Source organism: Saccharopolyspora erythraea NRRL 2338, assembly GCF_000062885.1.
In the GTDB taxonomy this organism is placed as follows: Bacteria; Actinomycetota; Actinomycetes; order Mycobacteriales; family Pseudonocardiaceae; genus Saccharopolyspora_D; species Saccharopolyspora_D erythraea.
The window spans coordinates 2,565,559-2,583,676 of record NC_009142.1 but is presented as its reverse complement, the minus strand read 5'-3'; the positions used below and the strand labels follow the sequence as shown (position 1 = coordinate 2,583,676).

General features: G+C 69.3%; 15 protein-coding genes and 2 pseudogenes. 6 read left to right on the top strand and 11 right to left on the bottom strand.

Annotated features, from left to right (window positions below):
- Positions 1-2 precede the first annotated feature (2 nt).
- Together SACE_RS11610 and SACE_RS11605 are read right to left on the bottom strand one after the other, a co-directional pair.
- Positions 3-1,229 (bottom strand): iron-containing alcohol dehydrogenase, encoded by a 1,227-nt coding sequence (locus SACE_RS11610; protein WP_009947200.1) that lies wholly within the window; start codon positions 1,227-1,229, stop codon positions 3-5.
- Positions 1,230-1,403: 174 nt separating this feature from the next.
- Positions 1,404-2,756: a GAF domain-containing protein gene (locus SACE_RS11605; RefSeq protein ID WP_009947201.1), complete on the bottom strand. Its 1,353-nt coding sequence runs from the start codon at positions 2,754-2,756 to the stop codon at positions 1,404-1,406.
- A 335-nt stretch (positions 2,757-3,091) separates the two neighbouring features.
- Between SACE_RS11605 and exaC the strand changes: the two genes are divergently transcribed.
- From exaC to adhP, 4 genes are all read left to right on the top strand, one after another.
- Positions 3,092-4,615: an acetaldehyde dehydrogenase ExaC gene (gene exaC / locus SACE_RS11600; protein WP_011873663.1), complete on the top strand. Its 1,524-nt coding sequence runs from the start codon at positions 3,092-3,094 to the stop codon at positions 4,613-4,615.
- Positions 4,615-5,328, top strand: coding sequence for an adenylate kinase (locus tag SACE_RS11595; RefSeq protein ID WP_011873662.1), 714 nt, complete (start codon positions 4,615-4,617; stop codon positions 5,326-5,328). Before exaC ends, SACE_RS11595 begins: the two co-directional genes overlap by 1 nt.
- A 64-nt stretch (positions 5,329-5,392) precedes the next feature.
- Complete coding sequence (gene acs, locus SACE_RS11590) at positions 5,393-7,399, top strand: acetate--CoA ligase (protein WP_011873661.1); 2,007 nt, start codon at positions 5,393-5,395, stop codon at positions 7,397-7,399.
- 268 nt (positions 7,400-7,667) lie between these two features.
- Complete coding sequence (gene adhP / locus SACE_RS11585) at positions 7,668-8,681, top strand: alcohol dehydrogenase AdhP (RefSeq protein WP_009951609.1); 1,014 nt, start codon at positions 7,668-7,670, stop codon at positions 8,679-8,681.
- A gap of 201 nt (positions 8,682-8,882) precedes the next feature.
- Here adhP and SACE_RS11580 read toward each other — a convergent pair whose 3' ends face one another.
- Positions 8,883-9,359, bottom strand: coding sequence for a transposase (locus tag SACE_RS11580; RefSeq protein ID WP_044547294.1), 477 nt, complete (start codon positions 9,357-9,359; stop codon positions 8,883-8,885).
- 55 nt (positions 9,360-9,414) lie between these two features.
- Here SACE_RS11580 and SACE_RS36255 point away from each other — a divergent pair.
- A protein-coding gene (locus tag SACE_RS36255; RefSeq protein WP_085982276.1) for an IS5 family transposase occupies positions 9,415-10,238 on the top strand; the annotation gives its coding sequence in 2 pieces (ribosomal slippage) (positions 9,415-9,757 and positions 9,757-10,238; 825 coding nt in all).
- A gap of 168 nt (positions 10,239-10,406) precedes the next feature.
- Here the strand turns inward: SACE_RS36255 and SACE_RS40075 are convergent.
- The 5 genes and pseudogenes from SACE_RS40075 to SACE_RS11555 form a co-directional block, all read right to left on the bottom strand.
- Positions 10,407-10,523: pseudogene (locus SACE_RS40075) on the bottom strand (IS110 family transposase); the annotation flags it as partial.
- The gene (locus tag SACE_RS36250) at positions 10,471-10,809 is read right to left on the bottom strand and encodes an IS110 family transposase (protein WP_009951633.1); all 339 of its coding nucleotides are present in this window, start codon (positions 10,807-10,809) and stop codon (positions 10,471-10,473) included. The gene SACE_RS36250 and the pseudogene SACE_RS40075, both read right to left, overlap by 53 nt.
- A gap of 288 nt (positions 10,810-11,097) precedes the next feature.
- A pseudogene (locus SACE_RS11565) lies at positions 11,098-11,685 on the bottom strand (transposase family protein); the annotation flags it as partial.
- 274 nt (positions 11,686-11,959) lie between these two features.
- The gene (locus SACE_RS11560; protein WP_009950513.1) at positions 11,960-12,886 is read right to left on the bottom strand and encodes an alpha/beta fold hydrolase; all 927 of its coding nucleotides are present in this window, start codon (positions 12,884-12,886) and stop codon (positions 11,960-11,962) included.
- A gap of 153 nt (positions 12,887-13,039) precedes the next feature.
- Positions 13,040-14,260, bottom strand: coding sequence for a PucR-like N-terminal domain-containing protein (locus SACE_RS11555; RefSeq protein WP_009950514.1), 1,221 nt, complete (start codon positions 14,258-14,260; stop codon positions 13,040-13,042).
- A 352-nt stretch (positions 14,261-14,612) separates the two neighbouring features.
- Between SACE_RS11555 and SACE_RS11550 the strand changes: the two genes are divergently transcribed.
- Positions 14,613-16,235: an AMP-binding protein gene (locus SACE_RS11550; protein WP_009950516.1), complete on the top strand. Its 1,623-nt coding sequence runs from the start codon at positions 14,613-14,615 to the stop codon at positions 16,233-16,235.
- 106 nt (positions 16,236-16,341) lie between these two features.
- Here SACE_RS11550 and SACE_RS11545 read toward each other — a convergent pair whose 3' ends face one another.
- From SACE_RS11545 to SACE_RS11535, 3 genes are read right to left on the bottom strand one after another with little or no spacing between them, the layout of a single operon-like run.
- Positions 16,342-16,974 (bottom strand): VanZ family protein, encoded by a 633-nt coding sequence (locus SACE_RS11545; RefSeq protein WP_009950518.1) that lies wholly within the window; start codon positions 16,972-16,974, stop codon positions 16,342-16,344.
- 16 nt (positions 16,975-16,990) lie between these two features.
- A complete protein-coding gene (locus SACE_RS11540) occupies positions 16,991-17,542 on the bottom strand; it encodes a hypothetical protein (RefSeq protein WP_009950519.1) in 552 nt (183 codons plus the stop codon).
- A gap of 31 nt (positions 17,543-17,573) precedes the next feature.
- Positions 17,574-18,116, bottom strand: coding sequence for a hypothetical protein (locus SACE_RS11535; RefSeq protein ID WP_011873657.1), 543 nt, complete (start codon positions 18,114-18,116; stop codon positions 17,574-17,576).
- Positions 18,117-18,118: the final 2 nt, after the last annotated feature.

Here is an 18,118-nt window from a genome sequence, read left to right as displayed (position 1 = left end):
CCTCACATGGCGCTGCGGAACAGCGACTCGATCTCGGCCTGGGTGACCTGGCGGGGGTTGGTCGCCAGGCAGGCGTCCTTCATCGTGGTCCGCGCGAGGTCGGCCACGTTGTGCTCGCCGACCCCGAGGCACGACAACCCGCGCGGAACGCCCACCGAGTCGGCCAAATCCCGGACCCGGTCCGCCAGCACCTCGGCGACCTCGTCCGAGGGCAGGCGGTCGGTGTCGATACCCGCGGCGGAGGCCAGCGGTACGTACCGGGCCGGGTCCTGCTCGGCGTTGAACCGGATGACATGCGGCAGCAGAACACCGTTGATCACGCCGTGTGGCGCGTCGAGCAGGCCGCCGACCTGGTGGCTCATGGCGTGCGTGGCGCCGAGGATCGCGTTGGTGAACGCCATCCCGGCCGCCAGGGAACCTTGGGCCATCGCGGTGCGTGGTTCCTCGTCAGCCGGGTCCAGCAGGGTTCGCAGCAGGTTCTTGGTCACCAAGTGCACAGCGTGCAGGGAATGGTGGTCGGTGAGGACGTTGTGCGCGAGAGAGACGTAGGACTCCATGGCGTGAGTCAGCGCGTCCAGACCGGTCGCCGCGTTCAGCCAGTCCGGCATCGTCGTGAGCAGGCGCGGGTCGATGATCGAGATCTCGGGCACCAGAGTCCTGCTGATGATGGTCGCCTTCGTCGCGTTCGTGGTGTCGGTGACCACGCAGAACTGGGACACGTCAGCTCCGGTCCCCGAGGTGGACGGCACCATGACCAGCGGTGGGATCGGGTTGACCACGTGGTCGACGCCCTCGTAGTCGAGGATGTGCCCGCCGTTGGCGGACAGAATCGCCACGCCCTTGGCCGCGTCGATGCACGAGCCGCCGCCGACCGCGATGATCACGTCCGCGCCGGCCTCGGCGTAGGCGTGGTGGGCGGCCTGCACCTCGTGGTCCTTCGGATTCGGCGTCAGGTCGTGCCAGACGACCGGGGCAAGCCCCGCCTCCCGCAGGTGCGCCACGGACTCCCGCACCCACCCCGCTTCGACGATCCCCGGATCGGTCACCAGGAACGGGCGGCGGGCTCCGAGGCGGCGCGCCGAGTAGCCGAGCTCGGCCAGCGAGTCCGGGCCGAAGACGATTTCCGGGGCGTGGAACTTGGCCAGTGCCGGACGCTGCGCGCTCACCTGTTCGCAGCCGACTTGGCGCGGCACGTACGCGTGTTCGAAGGCGATGTTCAGCTCCGGCATTCGCGTGGTCCTCCCGACTCACCGTTGAGCCTCGCCCGCGACACGTGACGAGACCGGTTGCAAGCAGACCAGAAGCATTGCTGTGGCGTAAACCACACGTGAACCTACAAGAACGGACTGTACCTCGGAACCATCCGAACGAGCACCTCCCGCCTGTCCGATCGGGTAGGTGCGCTACGCCTCGTCTTCGAGTAGGAGGCGGAGCCTGGTTTCGAGCACGTCGCGGTGGGGAGCGTCCGGAGCCGACAGGTCACGAGCCCGCTCCAGCACCTCCGGATCGTCGCGCCCCGCCTCAGTGTTGGCGAAGCGCCACAGGAGGTCGGCGTTCTCGGTGCCCAGCACCCAGCCGCGCATCGACGCGAGCAGTTCGTCACGCTCGGCGCGGACGGCGGCGGACTCCGAATCCGGAAGCAGCAGTCCGGCTCGCTCGACAGCGGCTTCGACATCCCCCCGGCGCAGCGCTTCCCGAAGTACGAGCAGATCGGCGTCCACGTCGGCGGTGATGCGGTACGGCTTGGTTTCGACCACGTGGCGACCGAGCACGTTGCGGAGGCGGTGGATCTCCACCCGGACCGTGGTCGGATTGCCCTGCTCACCGTGCAGGAGCAGCGCGAGCCGTTCCGCCGTCAGCCCGCGGGGATGCATCACGAGCAACGCGAGCATCTCCGCATGCCGCAGGCTCAACTCGTGGCGCACACCATCGACCGTGGCTGCTGGTGTTCCGCTTCCGAGCAGTTCCAGCGACAAGCGGGGTTTGCGGCGGGATCGGCGCTGCCCGACGCGCAGCAGGTAGCCGCCGTCGAGCGGTTCGAGCCCGGCCTCGCCCAGGCAGGTCCCGCCGTCGTCGAGTCCGACTCGCTGCCCGGGCACGAGGCGCGCTGCGGGAGCGCTCGCGACGACCCGGCCGGTGTGGCTCAGCAGCGCTGCGCCCTGACCGGCCTCGGCGAGGTGGTGCTCATTGCGTTGCGTGAACAAGGCGTCGGAGGCGAGCAATCGCCAGCGGAGTTCGTTCTCGATGATCCGCGCCGCGGCCACCACGAGAGCCAGGAGTGCGGGATGCATGGTGTGCAAGGGGCCGCTGAGGTCGATGGCGCCGAGCAGTGCTCCCGTTTCGGGGTCCCGGATGGGACAGGCGGCGCAGGTCCAGGAGTGGTAGGTGCGCACGAGGTGCTCGGCGGAGTGGATCTGTACCGGTGCACCGGTGGCCAGGGTGGTGCCCATGGCGTTGGTGCCGATCGCGGTCTCGGCCCAGCGGGTGCCTTCGGCGAGGTGGACGCGGTCGGCGTCGCGGCGCACGGCGGGATGTCCCTCCCGCCACAGGATCGTCCCGTCGGCATCCGTGATGATCATGACCTGGCCGGCGCCCTCGGCCCCGTCCAGCAGCGTCTGGCGCAGCATCGGCACCCATCGCGCCAGCGGGTGCTCCTGCCGAACGTCGTCGAGTTCGCCGTGGTCGAACGACACCGGCGGTTCACCGAAGTCGGGCACGATCTGCGCCGCGAGCGAACGCCGCCAAGACTCGAACACGACCGGGCGCGGCTCATGCGGAGCCCGGTCTCCGGCCAGAACGGCAGCATGCACCCGCTCAAGCAGCCGGGCACGCTCAAGCGGGTCAACCGAAGAGTCGTAGCTGATGTCCATTCGCCTGCACAGATTCTCGAGACCGCGACAACACTCGGCCATTGGGTGTTTCATAGTGCGCGGCGACCAGCGTTGCAGGCAAGTGTCCTCTCAGGTCGGTTCGTCTCCGGTGCAACGCCGCTGCAACGTTGCGACTCCTAGCTTCCTCGCCACACCAGAAGCATGCGTGGCCCAGGTCACCGCGACTCGAGAAGGAGTCGCACAACATCGAGAGGCAAATGATGGTTCTGTATGCGGCGCCGGGTGCGGCGGGTTCGGTCGTGGAGTACCGCTCGCGCTACGACCACTTCATCGGTGGCGAGTACGTGGCCCCGGCCGGGGGCGAGTACTTCGAGAACCCCACCCCGGTCACCGGCAAGACGTTCACCGAGATCGCCCGCGGCACCGCAGACGACGTCGAACGCGCGCTGGACGCCGCCGAGGGCGCCGCGCCGGCGTGGGGCCGCACCCCGGCGGCCGAGCGGGCAGGCGTCCTGCTGCGGATCGCCGACCGGATGGAGCACAACCTCGAAAAGCTCGCGGTCGCCGAGAGCTGGGAGAACGGCAAGCCGGTGCGCGAGACGCTGGCCGCCGACCTGCCGCTGGCCATCGACCACTTCCGCTACTTCGCCGGGGCGCTGCGCGCCCAGGAGGGCTCGATCTCCCAGATCGACGAGGACACCGTCGCCTACCACTTCCACGAGCCGCTGGGCGTAGTCGCCCAGATCATCCCGTGGAACTTCCCACTGCTGATGGCCACCTGGAAGCTCGCGCCCGCGCTGGCCGCGGGCAACGCCGTGGTCCTCAAGCCCGCCGAGCAGACCCCGGCCTCGATCCACGTGCTGCTCGACCTGATCGCCGACCTGCTGCCCGCCGGCGTGCTCAACGTGGTCAACGGCTTCGGCGTGGAGGCCGGCAAACCGCTGGCCTCCAGCCCGCGGGTGCGCAAGGTCGCCTTCACCGGCGAGACCACCACCGGCAGGCTGATCCTGCAGTACGCCAGCCAGAACATCATCCCGGTCACCGTCGAGCTCGGCGGCAAGAGCCCGAACATCTTCTTCGACGACGTCGCCGCCCAGCAGGACGCCTTCTACGACAAGGCACTGGAAGGCTTCACCATGTTCGCCCTCAACCAGGGCGAGGTCTGCACCTGCCCGTCGCGGGCGCTGATCCAGTCCGGCATCTACGAGGGCTTCCTGTCCGACGCCGTCGCGCGCACCGAGCGGATCAAGCAGGGCAACCCGCTGGACACCGACACCCAGATCGGCGCCCAGGCCAGCAACGACCAGCTCGAGAAGATCCTGTCCTACATCGACATCGGCAGGCAGGAAGGCGCCGAAGTCCTCACCGGCGGCCACCGCGTCGAGCTGGAAGGCGACCTGGCGGGCGGCTACTACGTCGCGCCCACCATCTTCCAGGGCCACAACAATCAGCGCATCTTCCAGGAAGAGATCTTCGGCCCCGTCGTCTCGGTCGCGAAGTTCGACGACTACGCCGACGCGATGAACACCGCCAACGACACCCTCTACGGTCTGGGCGCCGGCGTGTGGTCGCGCAACGCCGGCACCGCCTACCGGGCCGGACGCGACATCCAGGCGGGCCGGGTGTGGGTCAACAACTACCACGCCTACCCCGCCCACGCCGCCTTCGGCGGCTACAAGCAGTCCGGCATCGGCCGCGAGACCCACAAGATGATGCTCGACCACTACCAGCAGACCAAGAACATGCTGGTCAGCTACTCCGACAACGCACTTGGCTTCTTCTGATGGCAAAAGCCGCACAGGGTCAGCCCACACGGGTCGTCCTGTTAGGACCGCCCGGTGCCGGAAAGGGGACGCAGGCCAACGCGATCGCGTCCAGGCTGGAGGTGCCGCACATATCCACCGGCGACATCTTCCGGCGCGCCATCGAGGAAGGCAGCGACCTGGGGCTTGTCGCGAGAGCCCACATGGTCAGCGGTGAGCTGGTGCCGGACGGCATCACCATGACGATGGTGAGCAGGAGGCTGGGAGAGGAGGACGCCTCCAAGGGGTTCCTCCTGGACGGGTTCCCGCGAAACGTGGACCAGGCCCGGTACCTGGACGAAACGCTGCGCCGGTCCGGCGACGTCGTGGAGCTCGTGCTGGAACTGCACGTTCCCGCTGAGGACATCGTGCGGCGCCTCAGCGGAAGGCGCATGTGCGGGCAGTGCGGCCGGAGCTGGCACGTGGAGTTCAATCCGACGAGGGTGGAAGGGATTTGTGACACGTGCGCCGGTTCCCTCCACCAGCGCGAAGACGATCACCAGGACTCGGTCCGACGCCGCCTGGAACTTCACGAACGGGAAACCGCTCCCCTGGCCGGGTACTACCAGGACAAGGGCGTGCTTTCGCGCGTCGATGCGGTCGGAACAGTCGAAGTCGTCAGCGAACGGGTCCTGGCCGTGCTCATCGCGCACAGCGCCGGGTCGAGAGCGGAAGCAACGCCGTCGCAACGGTGAAAACAATAGGCTGCTCGGACCGCCCGCCGGCGGGTGGTCCGAGCCGTGAACGGAAATAGCGATCATGTCGTCAAAACGCGTCGAGAGGTTGGAAGTGGGCAAGCACTCTCAGAACACTTTGGACAACCTCCTCCACGAAGAGCGGATCCACGCACCGTCCGGGGAGTTCGCCGCCCAAGCCAATGCGACGTCGGAGCTCTACGCCCAGGCCGACGCCGACCGTGAGGCGTTCTGGGCCGACCAGGCCCGCCACCTGCACTGGGACACCGAGTGGGAGCAGGTGCTGGACTGGTCCGGCGCCCCGTTCGCCAAGTGGTTCGTCGGCGGCAAACTCAACGTCGCCTACAACTGCGTGGACCGCCACGTCGAGGCCGGCAACGGCGACCGGGTGGCCATCCACTGGGAGGGCGAACCGGGCGATTCCCGCGCCATCACCTACGCCGAGCTGGCACGCGAGGTCTCCCGCACCGCCAACGCGCTGGCCTCGCTCGGGGTCGGCGCGGGCGACCGGGTCGCGATCTACCTGCCGATGCTGCCCGAGGCGGTCTACTCGATGCTGGCCTGCGCCCGGCTGGGCGCGCTGCACAGCGTGGTGTTCGGCGGGTTCTCCTCCGAAGCGCTGCGCACCCGCATCAACGACGCCCAGGCCAAGGTCGTCATCACCGCCGACGGCCAGTACCGCCGCGGCAAGGCCATGCCGCTCAAGACCAACGTCGACGAGGCCGTGGCCGCCACCCCCAGCGTCGAACACGTCCTGGTCGTCCAACGCACCAAGACCGACGTGGAATGGAACGACGGCCGCGACCAGTGGTGGCACGACGTCGTCGAGGGCCGGCCCGCATCCCACACCCCGGAGTTCTTCGACTCCGAGCACCCGCTGTTCATCCTCTACACCTCCGGCACCACCGGACGCCCCAAGGGCATCCTGCACACCTCCGGGGGCTATCTCACCCAGGCCGCCTACACCCACCGCACCGTGTTCGACCTCAAACCCGAAACCGACGTGTACTGGTGCACCGCCGACATCGGCTGGGTCACCGGCCACACCTACATCGTCTACGGGCCGCTGGCCAACGGCGCCACCCAGGTCATCTACGAAGGCACCCCCAACACCCCGCACGAAGGCCGCCACTGGGACATCGTCCAGAAATACGGCGTCACGCTCTACTACACCGCGCCGACCACCATCCGCACCTTCATGAAATGGGGCGCGGAGATCCCCGCCCGCTACGACCTGTCCACCCTGCGGGTGCTGGGCTCGGTCGGGGAACCGATCAACCCCGAGGCCTGGATGTGGTACCGCGAACACATCGGCGGCAACCGCGCCCCCATCGTCGACACCTGGTGGCAGACCGAAACCGGCGCGATCATGATCTCGCCGCTGCCCGGGGTCACCGCCACCAAACCCGGCTCCGCCCAGGTCCCGCTGCCCGGCATCGCCGCCAAGGTCGTCGACGAGTCCGGCGAACAGGTCGGCCACGGCGGCGGCGGACTGCTGGTGCTCGACCAGCCCTGGCCCGCGATGCTGCGCGGCATCTGGGGCGACGACGACCGCTACCGCGAAACCTACTGGTCGAAGTTCGCCGACAAGGGCTACTACTTCGCCGGCGACGGCGCCAAATACGACGACGACGGCGACATCTGGCTGCTCGGCCGGGTCGACGACGTCATGAACGTCTCCGGCCACCGCATCTCCACCACCGAGGTCGAATCCGCCCTGGTCTCCCACCCCACCGTGGCCGAGGCCGCCGTGGTCGGCGCCAGCGACCCCACCACCGGCCAGGGCATCGTCGCCTTCGTCATCCTGCGCGGCGGCGCCGACGACCAGGCCTCCGGCGAAGCCGCGATCAAGGCCCTACGCGACCACGTCGCCCACGAAATCGGCCCCATCGCCAAACCCCGCCAGATCATGGTCGTGCCCGAACTGCCCAAAACCCGCTCCGGCAAGATCATGCGACGGCTCCTGCGCGACGTCGCCGAAAACCGCGAAATCGGCGACGTCTCCACCCTCGCCGACTCCTCCGTGATGAACCTCATCTCCGCCGGGTTCGCCACCTCCAGCGACGACTGAAGACCACCAGGACCACCGCCCGGTAGGCCGATGCCCCGACTCTGTCCCCGGCCTACCGGGCGGTTTCCACGTGCCGTCGTTGTCCTTTTCCGACGCAAAGTTCTCCACCTGCCTCACAGACAACTCCAGCCACACCGAAGCCTGTCCATTCGGATAGCTCCCCTGTCAGCTTGCGGCAGCTACAAAGGAGTCCTGGTTCCGCGACACCGAAAACGGGTCGCCGCTACAACGAATCAACACCGGATTCCATCCGGCTACAGGAGTCACCATGAAAGCCGCCGTCGTCCACGACTTCGCCAAGGAACTGACACTGACCGAGGTCCCCAAGCCCGAGCCGGGTCCGGGCGAAGTCGTCGTGAAGATCGAAACATCCGGCCTGTGCCACACCGATATCCACGCGGCGCACGGTGATTGGCCGGTCAAGCCCAAACTCCCGCTCATCCCCGGCCACGAGGGCGTGGGCATCGTCGAGAGCGTCGGCGCGGAGGTGACCGAAGTAGCCGAAGGCGACCGGGTGGCCATCCCGTGGCTCGGCGTCGCTTGCGGCACCTGCGACTACTGCACCAGCGGTTGGGAAACGCTGTGCGAGAAGCAGCTCAACACCGGCTATCTCATCGACGGCGGCTACGCCGAGTACGCCAAGGCATCGGCGAAGTACGTCGCCAAGGTCCCGGACGGCGTGGACCCGCTGGACGCCGCACCGCTCACCTGCGCGGGCGTGACGACCTACAAGGCGGTGAAGCTTTCCGGCGCCCGCCCGGCCGCCACCGTCGCCGTGTTCGGCATCGGCGGACTCGGACATCTCGCCCTCCAGTACGCCAAGATCTTCGGCGCGAGGGTCATCGCGGTCGACGTGGTGGACGAAAAGCTCGAACTCGCCCGGGAACTCGGGGCTGACCACACCGTCAACGCCCTCACCGAGGACCCCGTGCAGGCGATCAAGGACCTCGGCGGCGCCGACGCCGCGATCTCGGTCGCGGTGGCGCCGAAGGCGTTCGAACAGGCCTACAGCTCGCTGCGCCGAGGCGGCAAACTCGTGTTCGTCGCGCTGCCCGCGGACAACCAGGTGCAACTGCCGATCTTCGAGACGGTTCTCAACGGCATCACCATCATCGGCTCCATCGTGGGCACGCGGGGCGACCTGGACGAGGTCTTCCGACTGCACCAGCAAGGTCGTACCAGGGTGATCCGGGAAAGTCGTCGCCTCGAAGAGGTCAACACCTGCTTCGAGGAAGTCGAGAAGGGACAGGTCAAAGCCCGGCTCGTGTTCGACCTGCGCTGACTCCGAAGCGGCTTGCCGCCACCGCTTCTGCCAGAACGGCGCCGGTCAACGCAGAACACGCGATGAGCAACACCGCACCGACAGCTGAACAACCTCTGTTGCAGTTCGTCACTGCGGCAAGCAGGCCGTGCGGTGCGCTCCGAGCACACCGCACCGCCTGCGTTTGTGTTACCAAGCTCGGGTCTGTCTCTCGCTCCTCTGTCAAGCTGGTGCGGGAGCGAGGGCCTGGGCATCGTTGATCATGGCGCGGTAGACGACGTCAGAAAGTCGTCGTTTGAGGATGCGGAGGGCCTCGAGCCCGCCGTCGCCGGCGGCTTTGCGCCGGGCGAGCATGGCGCGGGCCTTGGGATGCCAGTGGGCTTGCGTCAGCGCGATGCGGTGCAGCGCGGCGTTGAGCTGCCGATTGCCGGTGCGGGATAGCCGGTGCCGGGCTCGGTTGGACGACCAGACAGGAAGCGGTGCGGTTCCGGTGTGCCGAGCGTAGGCGTCCTTGGAATGGAATCGGTCGGCACCCGCGGTTTCGCCGAGGATCTTGGCCGCGGTCAGTGGCCCGCACCCGGAAATCGCTAGTAGCGACGGCGCTCGCTTTTCGACCAAGGACGTGATTTCGTCACGCAGGTGGTCGATGTCGGCGGTCAGCGCGCGGCAGTGTTGGACGAGGGTGCGGGCTAAGACCACATCTCATTTGGGTGTGCCCTTGGGAGGGGAATATCGTTGATCAACTGTGAGCGATGTGGAGAAGTGGTGTCCGGAGCCGTTGTGGCTGCTGGCGCGTTCGCTGTTGCCCGAAGCGCCGCAACGCCACCAGGGCGGAGGTCGGCGTCGGCTGGACGACCGCGCGGTGCTGGCCGCGATCCTGTACGTGCTGCAAACCGGGTGCGCCTGGTCAGCGCTGCCCACCTCGTTCGGAGTCAGCTGCGCCACAGCACACCGCCGGTTCACCGAGTGGTCCCAAGCCGACGTGTTCACCCGGCTGCACCAGGAACTGCTGGACCTGCTCGGCACCGCTGGAGCGATCGACTGGTCCCGGGCGTCGGTGGACAGCATGCATATCCGGGCGGGCAAAAGGGGGACCTGACCGGCCCCAGCCCGGTGGATCGAGGCAAGCCCGGCTCGAAGATCCACGCGATGAGCGACCGCAGTGGCATCCCGCTGGCCGTGGTCATCTCCGCGGCCAACCGCAACGATCACCGGGAACTTCAGACGGTGATCGATGCGGTTGCGCCGGTCAGAGGGTCTGCCGGACGGCCTCGACGTCGGCCGCGCAAGCTGCACGCCGACAAGGGCTACGACTATCCGGTCTGCCGACACGCGTTGCGTCGGAGAGGAATCATCGCCCGGATCGCTCGCCGGGGTATCGAGTCGACCACCCGGCTGGGACGCCACCGCTACGTCATCGAACGCACCCTGGAGTGGGTTTCCCGGTTCCGTCGGCTGGCTCGCCGCTACGAGCGCAAGGCCGCCCACTACGCGGCATTCGCCAGCCTGGCCTGCGCGGTGATCTGCTACCGCCGCGCCGCCAAACTGGATCTGCTCACCCATAACAACCCCAAATGAGATCCCGTCTAACCGGGCAACAGTGCCGTGCGCGTGTTGGAGGCGTCGTTCGATTTTGTCGTAGGCGCTGGCTCTCTCGATCTTGGTGGGTGGCTCCCAGCTGGGGTCGAGCTCGTGCAGGTGCCAACGGAGCCGACTGATGATGCGGGTCCGCTCGGCGACCAGGTCTTCACGGTGATCAACCAGCAGCCGAACCTCGCGGTCTGCGCCATCCAGACGTGCTGTTGGCAGATCAGGCTCGCGCTGTGCAGCGCGTGCGACAGCCAGTGCGTCGATGGGATCGGACTTGCCATAGGTGCGTGCCGAATCCCGTACGTGTGCCATGAGCTTCGGTGGCACACGCATGATCTTCTCCGGCGGCGAGCAGATCACGCTCCAAGCCTCGTGACAGATGACGGCAGTCTTCGATCGCCCACAGACGCTCTTCTCCTTGCTCGACAGCCCATCTGAGCAAAGCAAGGTGACTTTTAGTTGTTGTGCCAACGGTCTTCGCAGCCGGCTGACGACCTGCTGAATCAATGGCAACGACCGTATGGGTGCGTTTGTGTGCATCGACTCCGAGGATCACCATGTGTCCGTGTCTCCCTTGTCGCTAGGGGTGGCACAGGACCGGTCGGTGGGCATATCCCAGTCGGGGCGACGCCACGCTCCTCTCAAGCCACGCCGGCCGGTCCCTGGCGTCCGACGGGCCGCACAACAGACATCAGCCACGAAGGCAATCAACATGGTGGAGCGAGCCCGCCAGAATCGATCACCGTGACACTGGGCAACGGTGGACCTGGTCTTGGTCTGACACGCCGAGCAGCGTGCTTGGCGGGAAGGAACGATGATGGCCGAAACACTGGAGCCCGTGACCGATGCCGTCTGTGGGCTTGCAATACGGCGTGATCACCCCGGGGTTGCCCTGGTAGCCGCCATCGGCCATCACGTGGGCGCCCTTGCAGTGCTGGTCGACGCCGGAATCCCGGTAGGCGCGGCAGTCGTTGCGGTTGCCCGGCAAGGGTGTGCCGATCGCGACGGTCAGACGGGTGTTGGCGTCGATGACCACCTGCAGGTTGGTCGAGTACCGGTAGTTCTTCGATGACGCACTGATCGTGCGGTCGTGGGTGGGCACCAGGGTGCCGTCCACGATCAGCACCGTGTCCGGGCTGTGCTTGCGGGTGACCATCGACAGCGCGAGGTACGGGCCCAGGTGGTCCACGACCCGCCCGGCCGCGGATTTGGAGATGTCGAACAGCAGCGCGACCTGCCGCAGGGTGAGGTTGGTGCGGTAGTAGACCGCGACCAGCAGCACCCGGTCATCCAACGACAACCCCCACCGGCGGCCGGCGCCGGTCTGCTCGGCGCCGCGACGACGCACGATGCCCACCAGCTTGCCGAACTGCCGCACCGACAACCCGGTGAACGTCGGTATCCACCCCGGCTGGTCAACCCCGATCACCCGCACCGAGCCGTAATTACGGGACTGCGATGATCGGCTGTGCCGTCTCCGGATCGGGCCTGACTCTTTACGGGACCGGGCTGAACAACCGGACCCGACATCCACTGTGGCGTGGTGGCCAAGCCGCTCACAGGGTTGCCGCGTGTCCACTGTTCGCGCGTGAGTGTCCGGTTCCGTGCCACGCCATCGCCCGGCTTTCGTGAAGCACACCCGGGGGCTGGTTGCATCCTTCGACGACTGCGCCATACGGCTGAGGTCGCGCCTGGAAGGTCCGGCGGCTTCAGCGCGCGAGGAGCGCGGCCACTTCCTCCGTGCGCAGCCTCGCCGGGGTCGTCTCCCGCAGGAAGCCGCTGAGCACCGCGACGAAGCGGGCCGGGTCGGCGACGTGCGGGAAGTGCTGCGCGGACTCGAAGATCTCCACCCGGCTGCCCGGAATCGCCTCGGCGGCCCGGTGGCCGTGGCCGACCGGGATGAGCTGGTCGCGCTCGCCCCACACCACCAGCGTCGGCATCTTCTCGGCGAGGTAGAGCCGGTCCAGCGCGCTCGCGCGTTGCCCGCGCAGGTCGATCACGCCGCGCGCGGTGGCCAGGAACGCCTGGCGGCGCCCGCGATCTCCGAGCGAGGCGTAGTGGCGCAAGAGTTCCCGTGCCTCCCCGGAGGCCCGCACCCCCACCGCGGCGGCGAGCCGGCCGACACCCCGCAGTGCCGCCAGCACCGGCCTGCTCGCGGCCACCGCCAGCGTCGCACGCGCGCCGGGAAGTGCGGTCGCGCGCAGCGCGAGCGCCACCTCGCTTCCCAGGCCGCCGCTGTCGACCAGCACGAGCCTGCCGCACATCTCCGGGAACTGGTAGGCGAACTGCAGCGCGACACCCCCGCCGAGGGAGTGCCCGACCAGCGTGGCGTGCGAATGTCCTTCCAGGGCGAGGATGTCGCGGACGGTGGAGGCGAACGCGCCGAGCCCGTACTCGGCCCGCGGCGCTGCCGACTCGCCGTGCCCGGGCATGTCCGGGGCGAGGACGCGTCGCGGGAAGCCGGTTCGGGCGAGCTCCTCGAGCACCGGCTGCCAGGTGCGTCCGCTGCCCGCGATGCCGTGGATCAAGACCACGACGTCGGCGTCGTGCGCGCCACCCGGACGCTGGGCCGGAACGTACTCGCGCAGGCGGACGCGCTTTCCGTGCAGGTTCAGATCGCGGACGACGGAATCCATGTGGCGCATCCTCCATGAGCATTCCCGGAATATCCCCCGGCCATGCCGACAATAGCAGCGGAATCGCACCGGACACCAAAACAGTCACCCGCGAAAGAACGCTCCGAATGCATTTTCCGCAGCGCCGGGACAAAATTAGTTCCGGCACCCCGCTCACCCGTGCGTGCCAGCGGGGTTCATGAGCAGCACCACCACGCGCAGCGCCATTTCCAGCTCGAAGCGCGTTTCGGGGTCGGCCGCCTCCGCGCCGAACACCGGCCGCAGGCGATCGAGCTGCGCGTCCACCGTCGCGGCGGGCAGCCCGAGCGCGTCGCCGATCCGCACCGGGTCCCCGCCGGTGCGGATCGACCACAGCAGGGTCCGCGCCAGCACCAGCCAGTCCTGCGGCGCGGACTCGACCAGCGGCGCCAGCCGCCTCTTCGCCAGTTCGAGGGACAGCGCCTCGTCGCTGAGCAGCAGGACGCTGGACAGGTGCTCCTCGCAGCGGGTGACCGCGCGGTCGGGCAGGATCCGCTGGCGCACCAGCACCATCACCCGCCGCGCCCAGCGCAGCGCGTCGGCGGCGTCGTGCAGGGCGACCGGACCGCTCAGCACGAGCCTGCGGCCGGGGAACAGCCGCTCCCAGTCGGCCTCGGCGCGCTCGCCCGCGTCGGCGGGCAACACGAAGCAGGGCTCGCCGCTCTCCAGGTCCGCCAGCCCGTCGAGCAGGAGCGCTCGCGGTGTCCCGGTCTCGCCGACCGGACGGTCCAGCACCGCGACCACCACCCTGCGCGGCAGCGGCCACCGCGCCGCCGAGGCCGCCTCCTCCAGTTCCCGCTCCGCCACGAGCGGGTCGGAGACCAGCAGTTCGAGGACCCTGCGGCGGCGCCGGGCAAGCATCCGCGACGCGCCCTGCGCGGCCAGGTAGCCGTCGGCGGCCAGGTTCGCCAGCTCGTCGATGTGGGCGATGATCGCCTCGCCGAGGTCGACCAGCGTCCGGTACGGCATCCCGGCGCGGGAGCCGATGGTCATGAACCGCCGCCAGCTCAGCCGGGCGCCGATGCGGTAGGCGCGCTGCAGGTTGTCCAGGCCGCGGCCTTCCACCATCTCGTTGCGCCCGAGCGCGCGGTGGATGCGCTCGCAGCGGGTGCGCGGCGTGGCGGGGTCGGCGATCTGGTCGACGAACTGGTTGAGCGCCTCCTCGACACCGCGACTGATCGAGTGCATGTAGTTGCGGTTGCGGGGCCGGGCGTACTCCGGGATCCGGCGCTGGATCTCGTCGAGGACCATCGTGGTGAGGCCGCTGATCTCCGGCCGCAGCGCCGTGGCCAGCGCCGGCGGCAGGCCGTCCCAGAGCGGCCGGGAGGATGCGATCTCGGCGGACGTCGCGGTCATCGGGCGGCTCCCCTGGTCTGGCGGCCGAGGACCCGGCAGCGTTGTCGCTCGGCTCGGCTCGGCTCCCGCGGCGGACCCGCCTGTCTACTGGCGGGTAGGTCACAATACATTCGGGCTCGGGCCCGCCCCAATAATCCTTTCGAGCGAACACCGCCCGGCCCCCGCCTGCGGATCCGAACGTGCTCAGCCGACGACGGAATGCGGTGCCGCGGATTAGCAGCGGAATGACAACGCGGAATTGCCCGCCGATCCGCCGCGGCACCGCACTTGACCGGTGAACACCGGAGCCGATTCAGTGGGCGAAACCTCGTCCGGCGTTTTTCCGCGCCCGACCCGCCGAAAGGACGCGCTCGTGAACGGCATTTCCGACGTCGTGCGCAAATCGGCCCACACCGCCCACGGCCTGCGGGTGATGGCCCGCGCCGGGATGATCAGCGGACTGGCTGTGGGCCGCGCGCTGGCCGCGCTCAAGGAGGTGCGCCGCTGGGGACCGCTGGTGAGCGCGCTGCGGTACTCGGCGCGCAACCGCCCCGACGTCCCCGGCGTCGTCGACGAGGCGGGCCCGGTCACCTACCGCGAGCTCGACCTGCGCTCGACCGCGTTGGCGGCGGCACTGCACGCGCGGGGGCTGAAGGCCGGCGACACCGCGGCGGTGCTGTGCCGCGACCACCGCTGGCTGATTGAGTCGCTGCTGGCCTGCGGCAAGCTCGGCGCCGACGTCCTACTGCTCAACACCGGCTTCGCCGGCCCGCAGCTCGCCGACGTGCTCACTCGAGAGGGCGCCGAAATCCTCGTCCACGACGAGGAGTTCACCCCCGTCGTCGCCGATGCCCACGTTTCCCTGCCTCGCTACCTCGCCTGGAACGACGCCGGGCCCAGCCGGGCCCGGCCGGAAACCCTGGAGGAGCTCGTCTGCGAGCGCTCGGAACCCAAGCTGCCGGTACCGCCGCGTCCGGCGAACGTGGTGCTGCTGACCAGCGGTACGACCGGGCTGCCCAAAGGGGCCAAGCGCGAGATCCGCTCCGGGCTCACCGCGGCGGACTTCCTCGACCGGATTCCGCTGCGCGCCCGCGAGAGCACCTTCATCAGCGCCCCGTTGTTCCACGCCGTCGGTTTCTCCCAGCTCACGCTCGGTTTCGCGCTGGGCTCCACCCTGGTGTTCCACCGGCGCTTCAGCGTCGAGGGAGTCGTGCGCGCCGTCGAGGAGCAGCAGTGCACCGCGCTGGTGCTCGTGCCGACGATGCTGAACCGCATCCTCGACCACTACGGCGAGCGTCTGAGCGGTCCGCTGGCCTCGGTGCGGGTTGTCCTCGCCTCCGGCTCCGCGCTGCCGCCCACGCTGTGCGAGCAGACCCGGCGGGTGCTCGGAGAGGTGCTGTACAACCTCTACGGCTCGACCGAAGCCGCCGTGGTGTCGGTGGCGACGCCGGACGAGCTGCGCACCGCGCCGGGCACCGTCGGCCGCCCACCACACACCTGCGCGCTGCGGCTCGAGGACGAAAACGGCGCACGCATCACCCGGCCCGGGGTGTCCGGGCGGATCTTCGCCGGCGGCGCGCTGGCGTTCAGCGGGTACACCGACGGTGCCGGCGGGGACGTGCGCGGCGGACTCATCGGCACCGGCGACCTCGGGCACTTCGACGGCAACGGCCTGCTGTTCGTCGACGGGCGCGCCGACGACATGATCGTCTCCGGCGGCGAGAACGTGTTCCCCAGCGAGGTCGAGCACCTGATCGCCCGGCACTACCAGGTCAAGGACGTGGCTGTCGTCGGCGTGGACGACCCGGACTTCGGGCAGCGGCTGCGCGCGTTCGTCGTGCCCATCCCGGGTTCGGACCTGGAGCCCGACGAGGTCCGCGACTACGTGCGGGCCTCGCTCGCACGGCACAAGGTGCCGCGCGAGGTCGTCATGGTCGACCAGGTGCCGCGCAACGCCACCGGCAAGATCCTGCGGCGCGCGCTCACCGACGAGTAGCGCCCCGCGACCATCGCGGACCGCCAGGCGCCCCGGTGTCCTGGCGGTCCTCGCCGTTCGCGGAGAAATCCGCGCAGCTCGGGAGAATCCGGCGACCGCGAGCTCGTCACGTGCGGCGCGCGGGGGTGCGGTCGGCTGCTCGCCTTTCCTTCTCGATCTCGGTGATCAGCCACTCGACCGGGTAACCGCCGCCCGCACTGCCGTGCTGCGACCGGGAAACCCGCCGCCAGCGCTTGGTGAGCACTCCGCCCGCGGTCGCCCCCAGGGCGTTGAGCACGATGTCGTCAGTGGACACGACCCGCCCGCTGACCAGCAGGAGCTGCGTCAGCTCGATGCCGCAGGCGGTGACGAACGCCGCCGCGCAGAGCCGGCCGGCGGAGTCCAGGACCGGCAGCCGCATCGGCGCCAGCGCTCCCAGCGGGAACAGCAGGAGGAGGTTGCCGACCAGCTGCACCCACGGGGCGACGTCGCCGGGAGCGGCCCGCAACGCCGTCACCACGTCGGCGCCCGGGTACAGCCGGGTCTGCTCGGCGACCTCCGGCTGCGGTGAGAACACCAGCCCCGCGACAAGGACCCCGCAGTAGAGCAGCAGTCCGTCGACGAACGGGTCTCGCGACTGCGAGCCGGTGCCCAGGAAGCTGCGCAGCACCAGCGAGGCCGCCGTGGTCAGCATCGCCAGCGGGAACGGCAACGCCAGCACCGGGAGGAGATCGTCGACGGTCGGCCCGAACTGGTCCACGGCGAGGTCCCGGCGGTCAGTGGGGGCGCATCCCGGTGATGCGCCAGTTCCCCTCCTGCTCGTCGGCCGTCACGGAGAGCTGGGCCGCCCCGGCGCTCGTCCCGCCCGTGTCGCCGCGGGTGGCGGTCTGGTCGAGGAACACCAGCAGCAGCGCGTGCGGGCCCTCCAACGACCGCACTCCGGCGACCGAGACGGTCGTGCGGAGCACGACCTGCTGGGCGGCAGCCTGCTCCCTGACCGGCGCGAAGAGGCGTTCGTACTCCGCGGCCGCCGGGCCGGTGAACGCGTCGGCGGCGGCCTTTCCGATGGCTGACGGATCGTCGTGGCGGTAGGAGAACGCCGCTTCCAGAGCCGAAACCACCCGGTCGCGCACCGCGGCCGTGCGCTGCACGTCGACCAGCGCGGCATCGGCCCCGGCGGAGGCGCGCACCTGCTCCGCCCGCACCAGGAACCACGCGCTGAGCCCGCCGAGGACGACCGCGAGCATCACCAGCACCTGGGTCAGGCGCCACCGCAACGCCGTCGTACCGGCCACCGGTTTCCGTGGTCGCTGCTCGCTCGTGTTCACCTGGCGGTGTCCTCTCCCTCGGGGTGTGCCGCTACAGCACCGCGATCGGGACCTGGCCGATCCAGCTGACCTTCCAACCGGACTCGGTGCGCGTCAGGCCGGCCTGGATCCGGTCGTGCTTGGGTTCCGGTGGCGCACCGTCCCTGGTGACCACCACCTCGACCGAGGCGATCACCGTCGCGGTGCCCGCGCGCTCGTCCAGTTCGGTGACCGCCGCGTCCAGGACCCTGGCCTCGGTCACCGCCGCGGTGGCCACCAGTCGCTCCCGCCCGTCCCGCCGCTGCCGCGAGAGCTCCTCGTGCAGCGGACCGGTGGAAAGCGCGAGCCAGCGGTCGAATCCCTCGTCCACGCGCCGGTAGTCCAGCGTGTTGAACGCCGCCACCACCTGCTCCCCGGCCAGCAGGGCCTCCTGCCTCGCCGCACCTCGCAGCACCTCCTCGTCGTGCTCGGCCGACCACCACGACGCGGCGGTAGCTCCGGTGAGGCAGACAGCGAACACGAACAACGCGACCGCCGCGGTGAACGCGTTGACGCCGACGCCGAGCGACGCGCCGATCCGATGCCGTCTGCGCATGC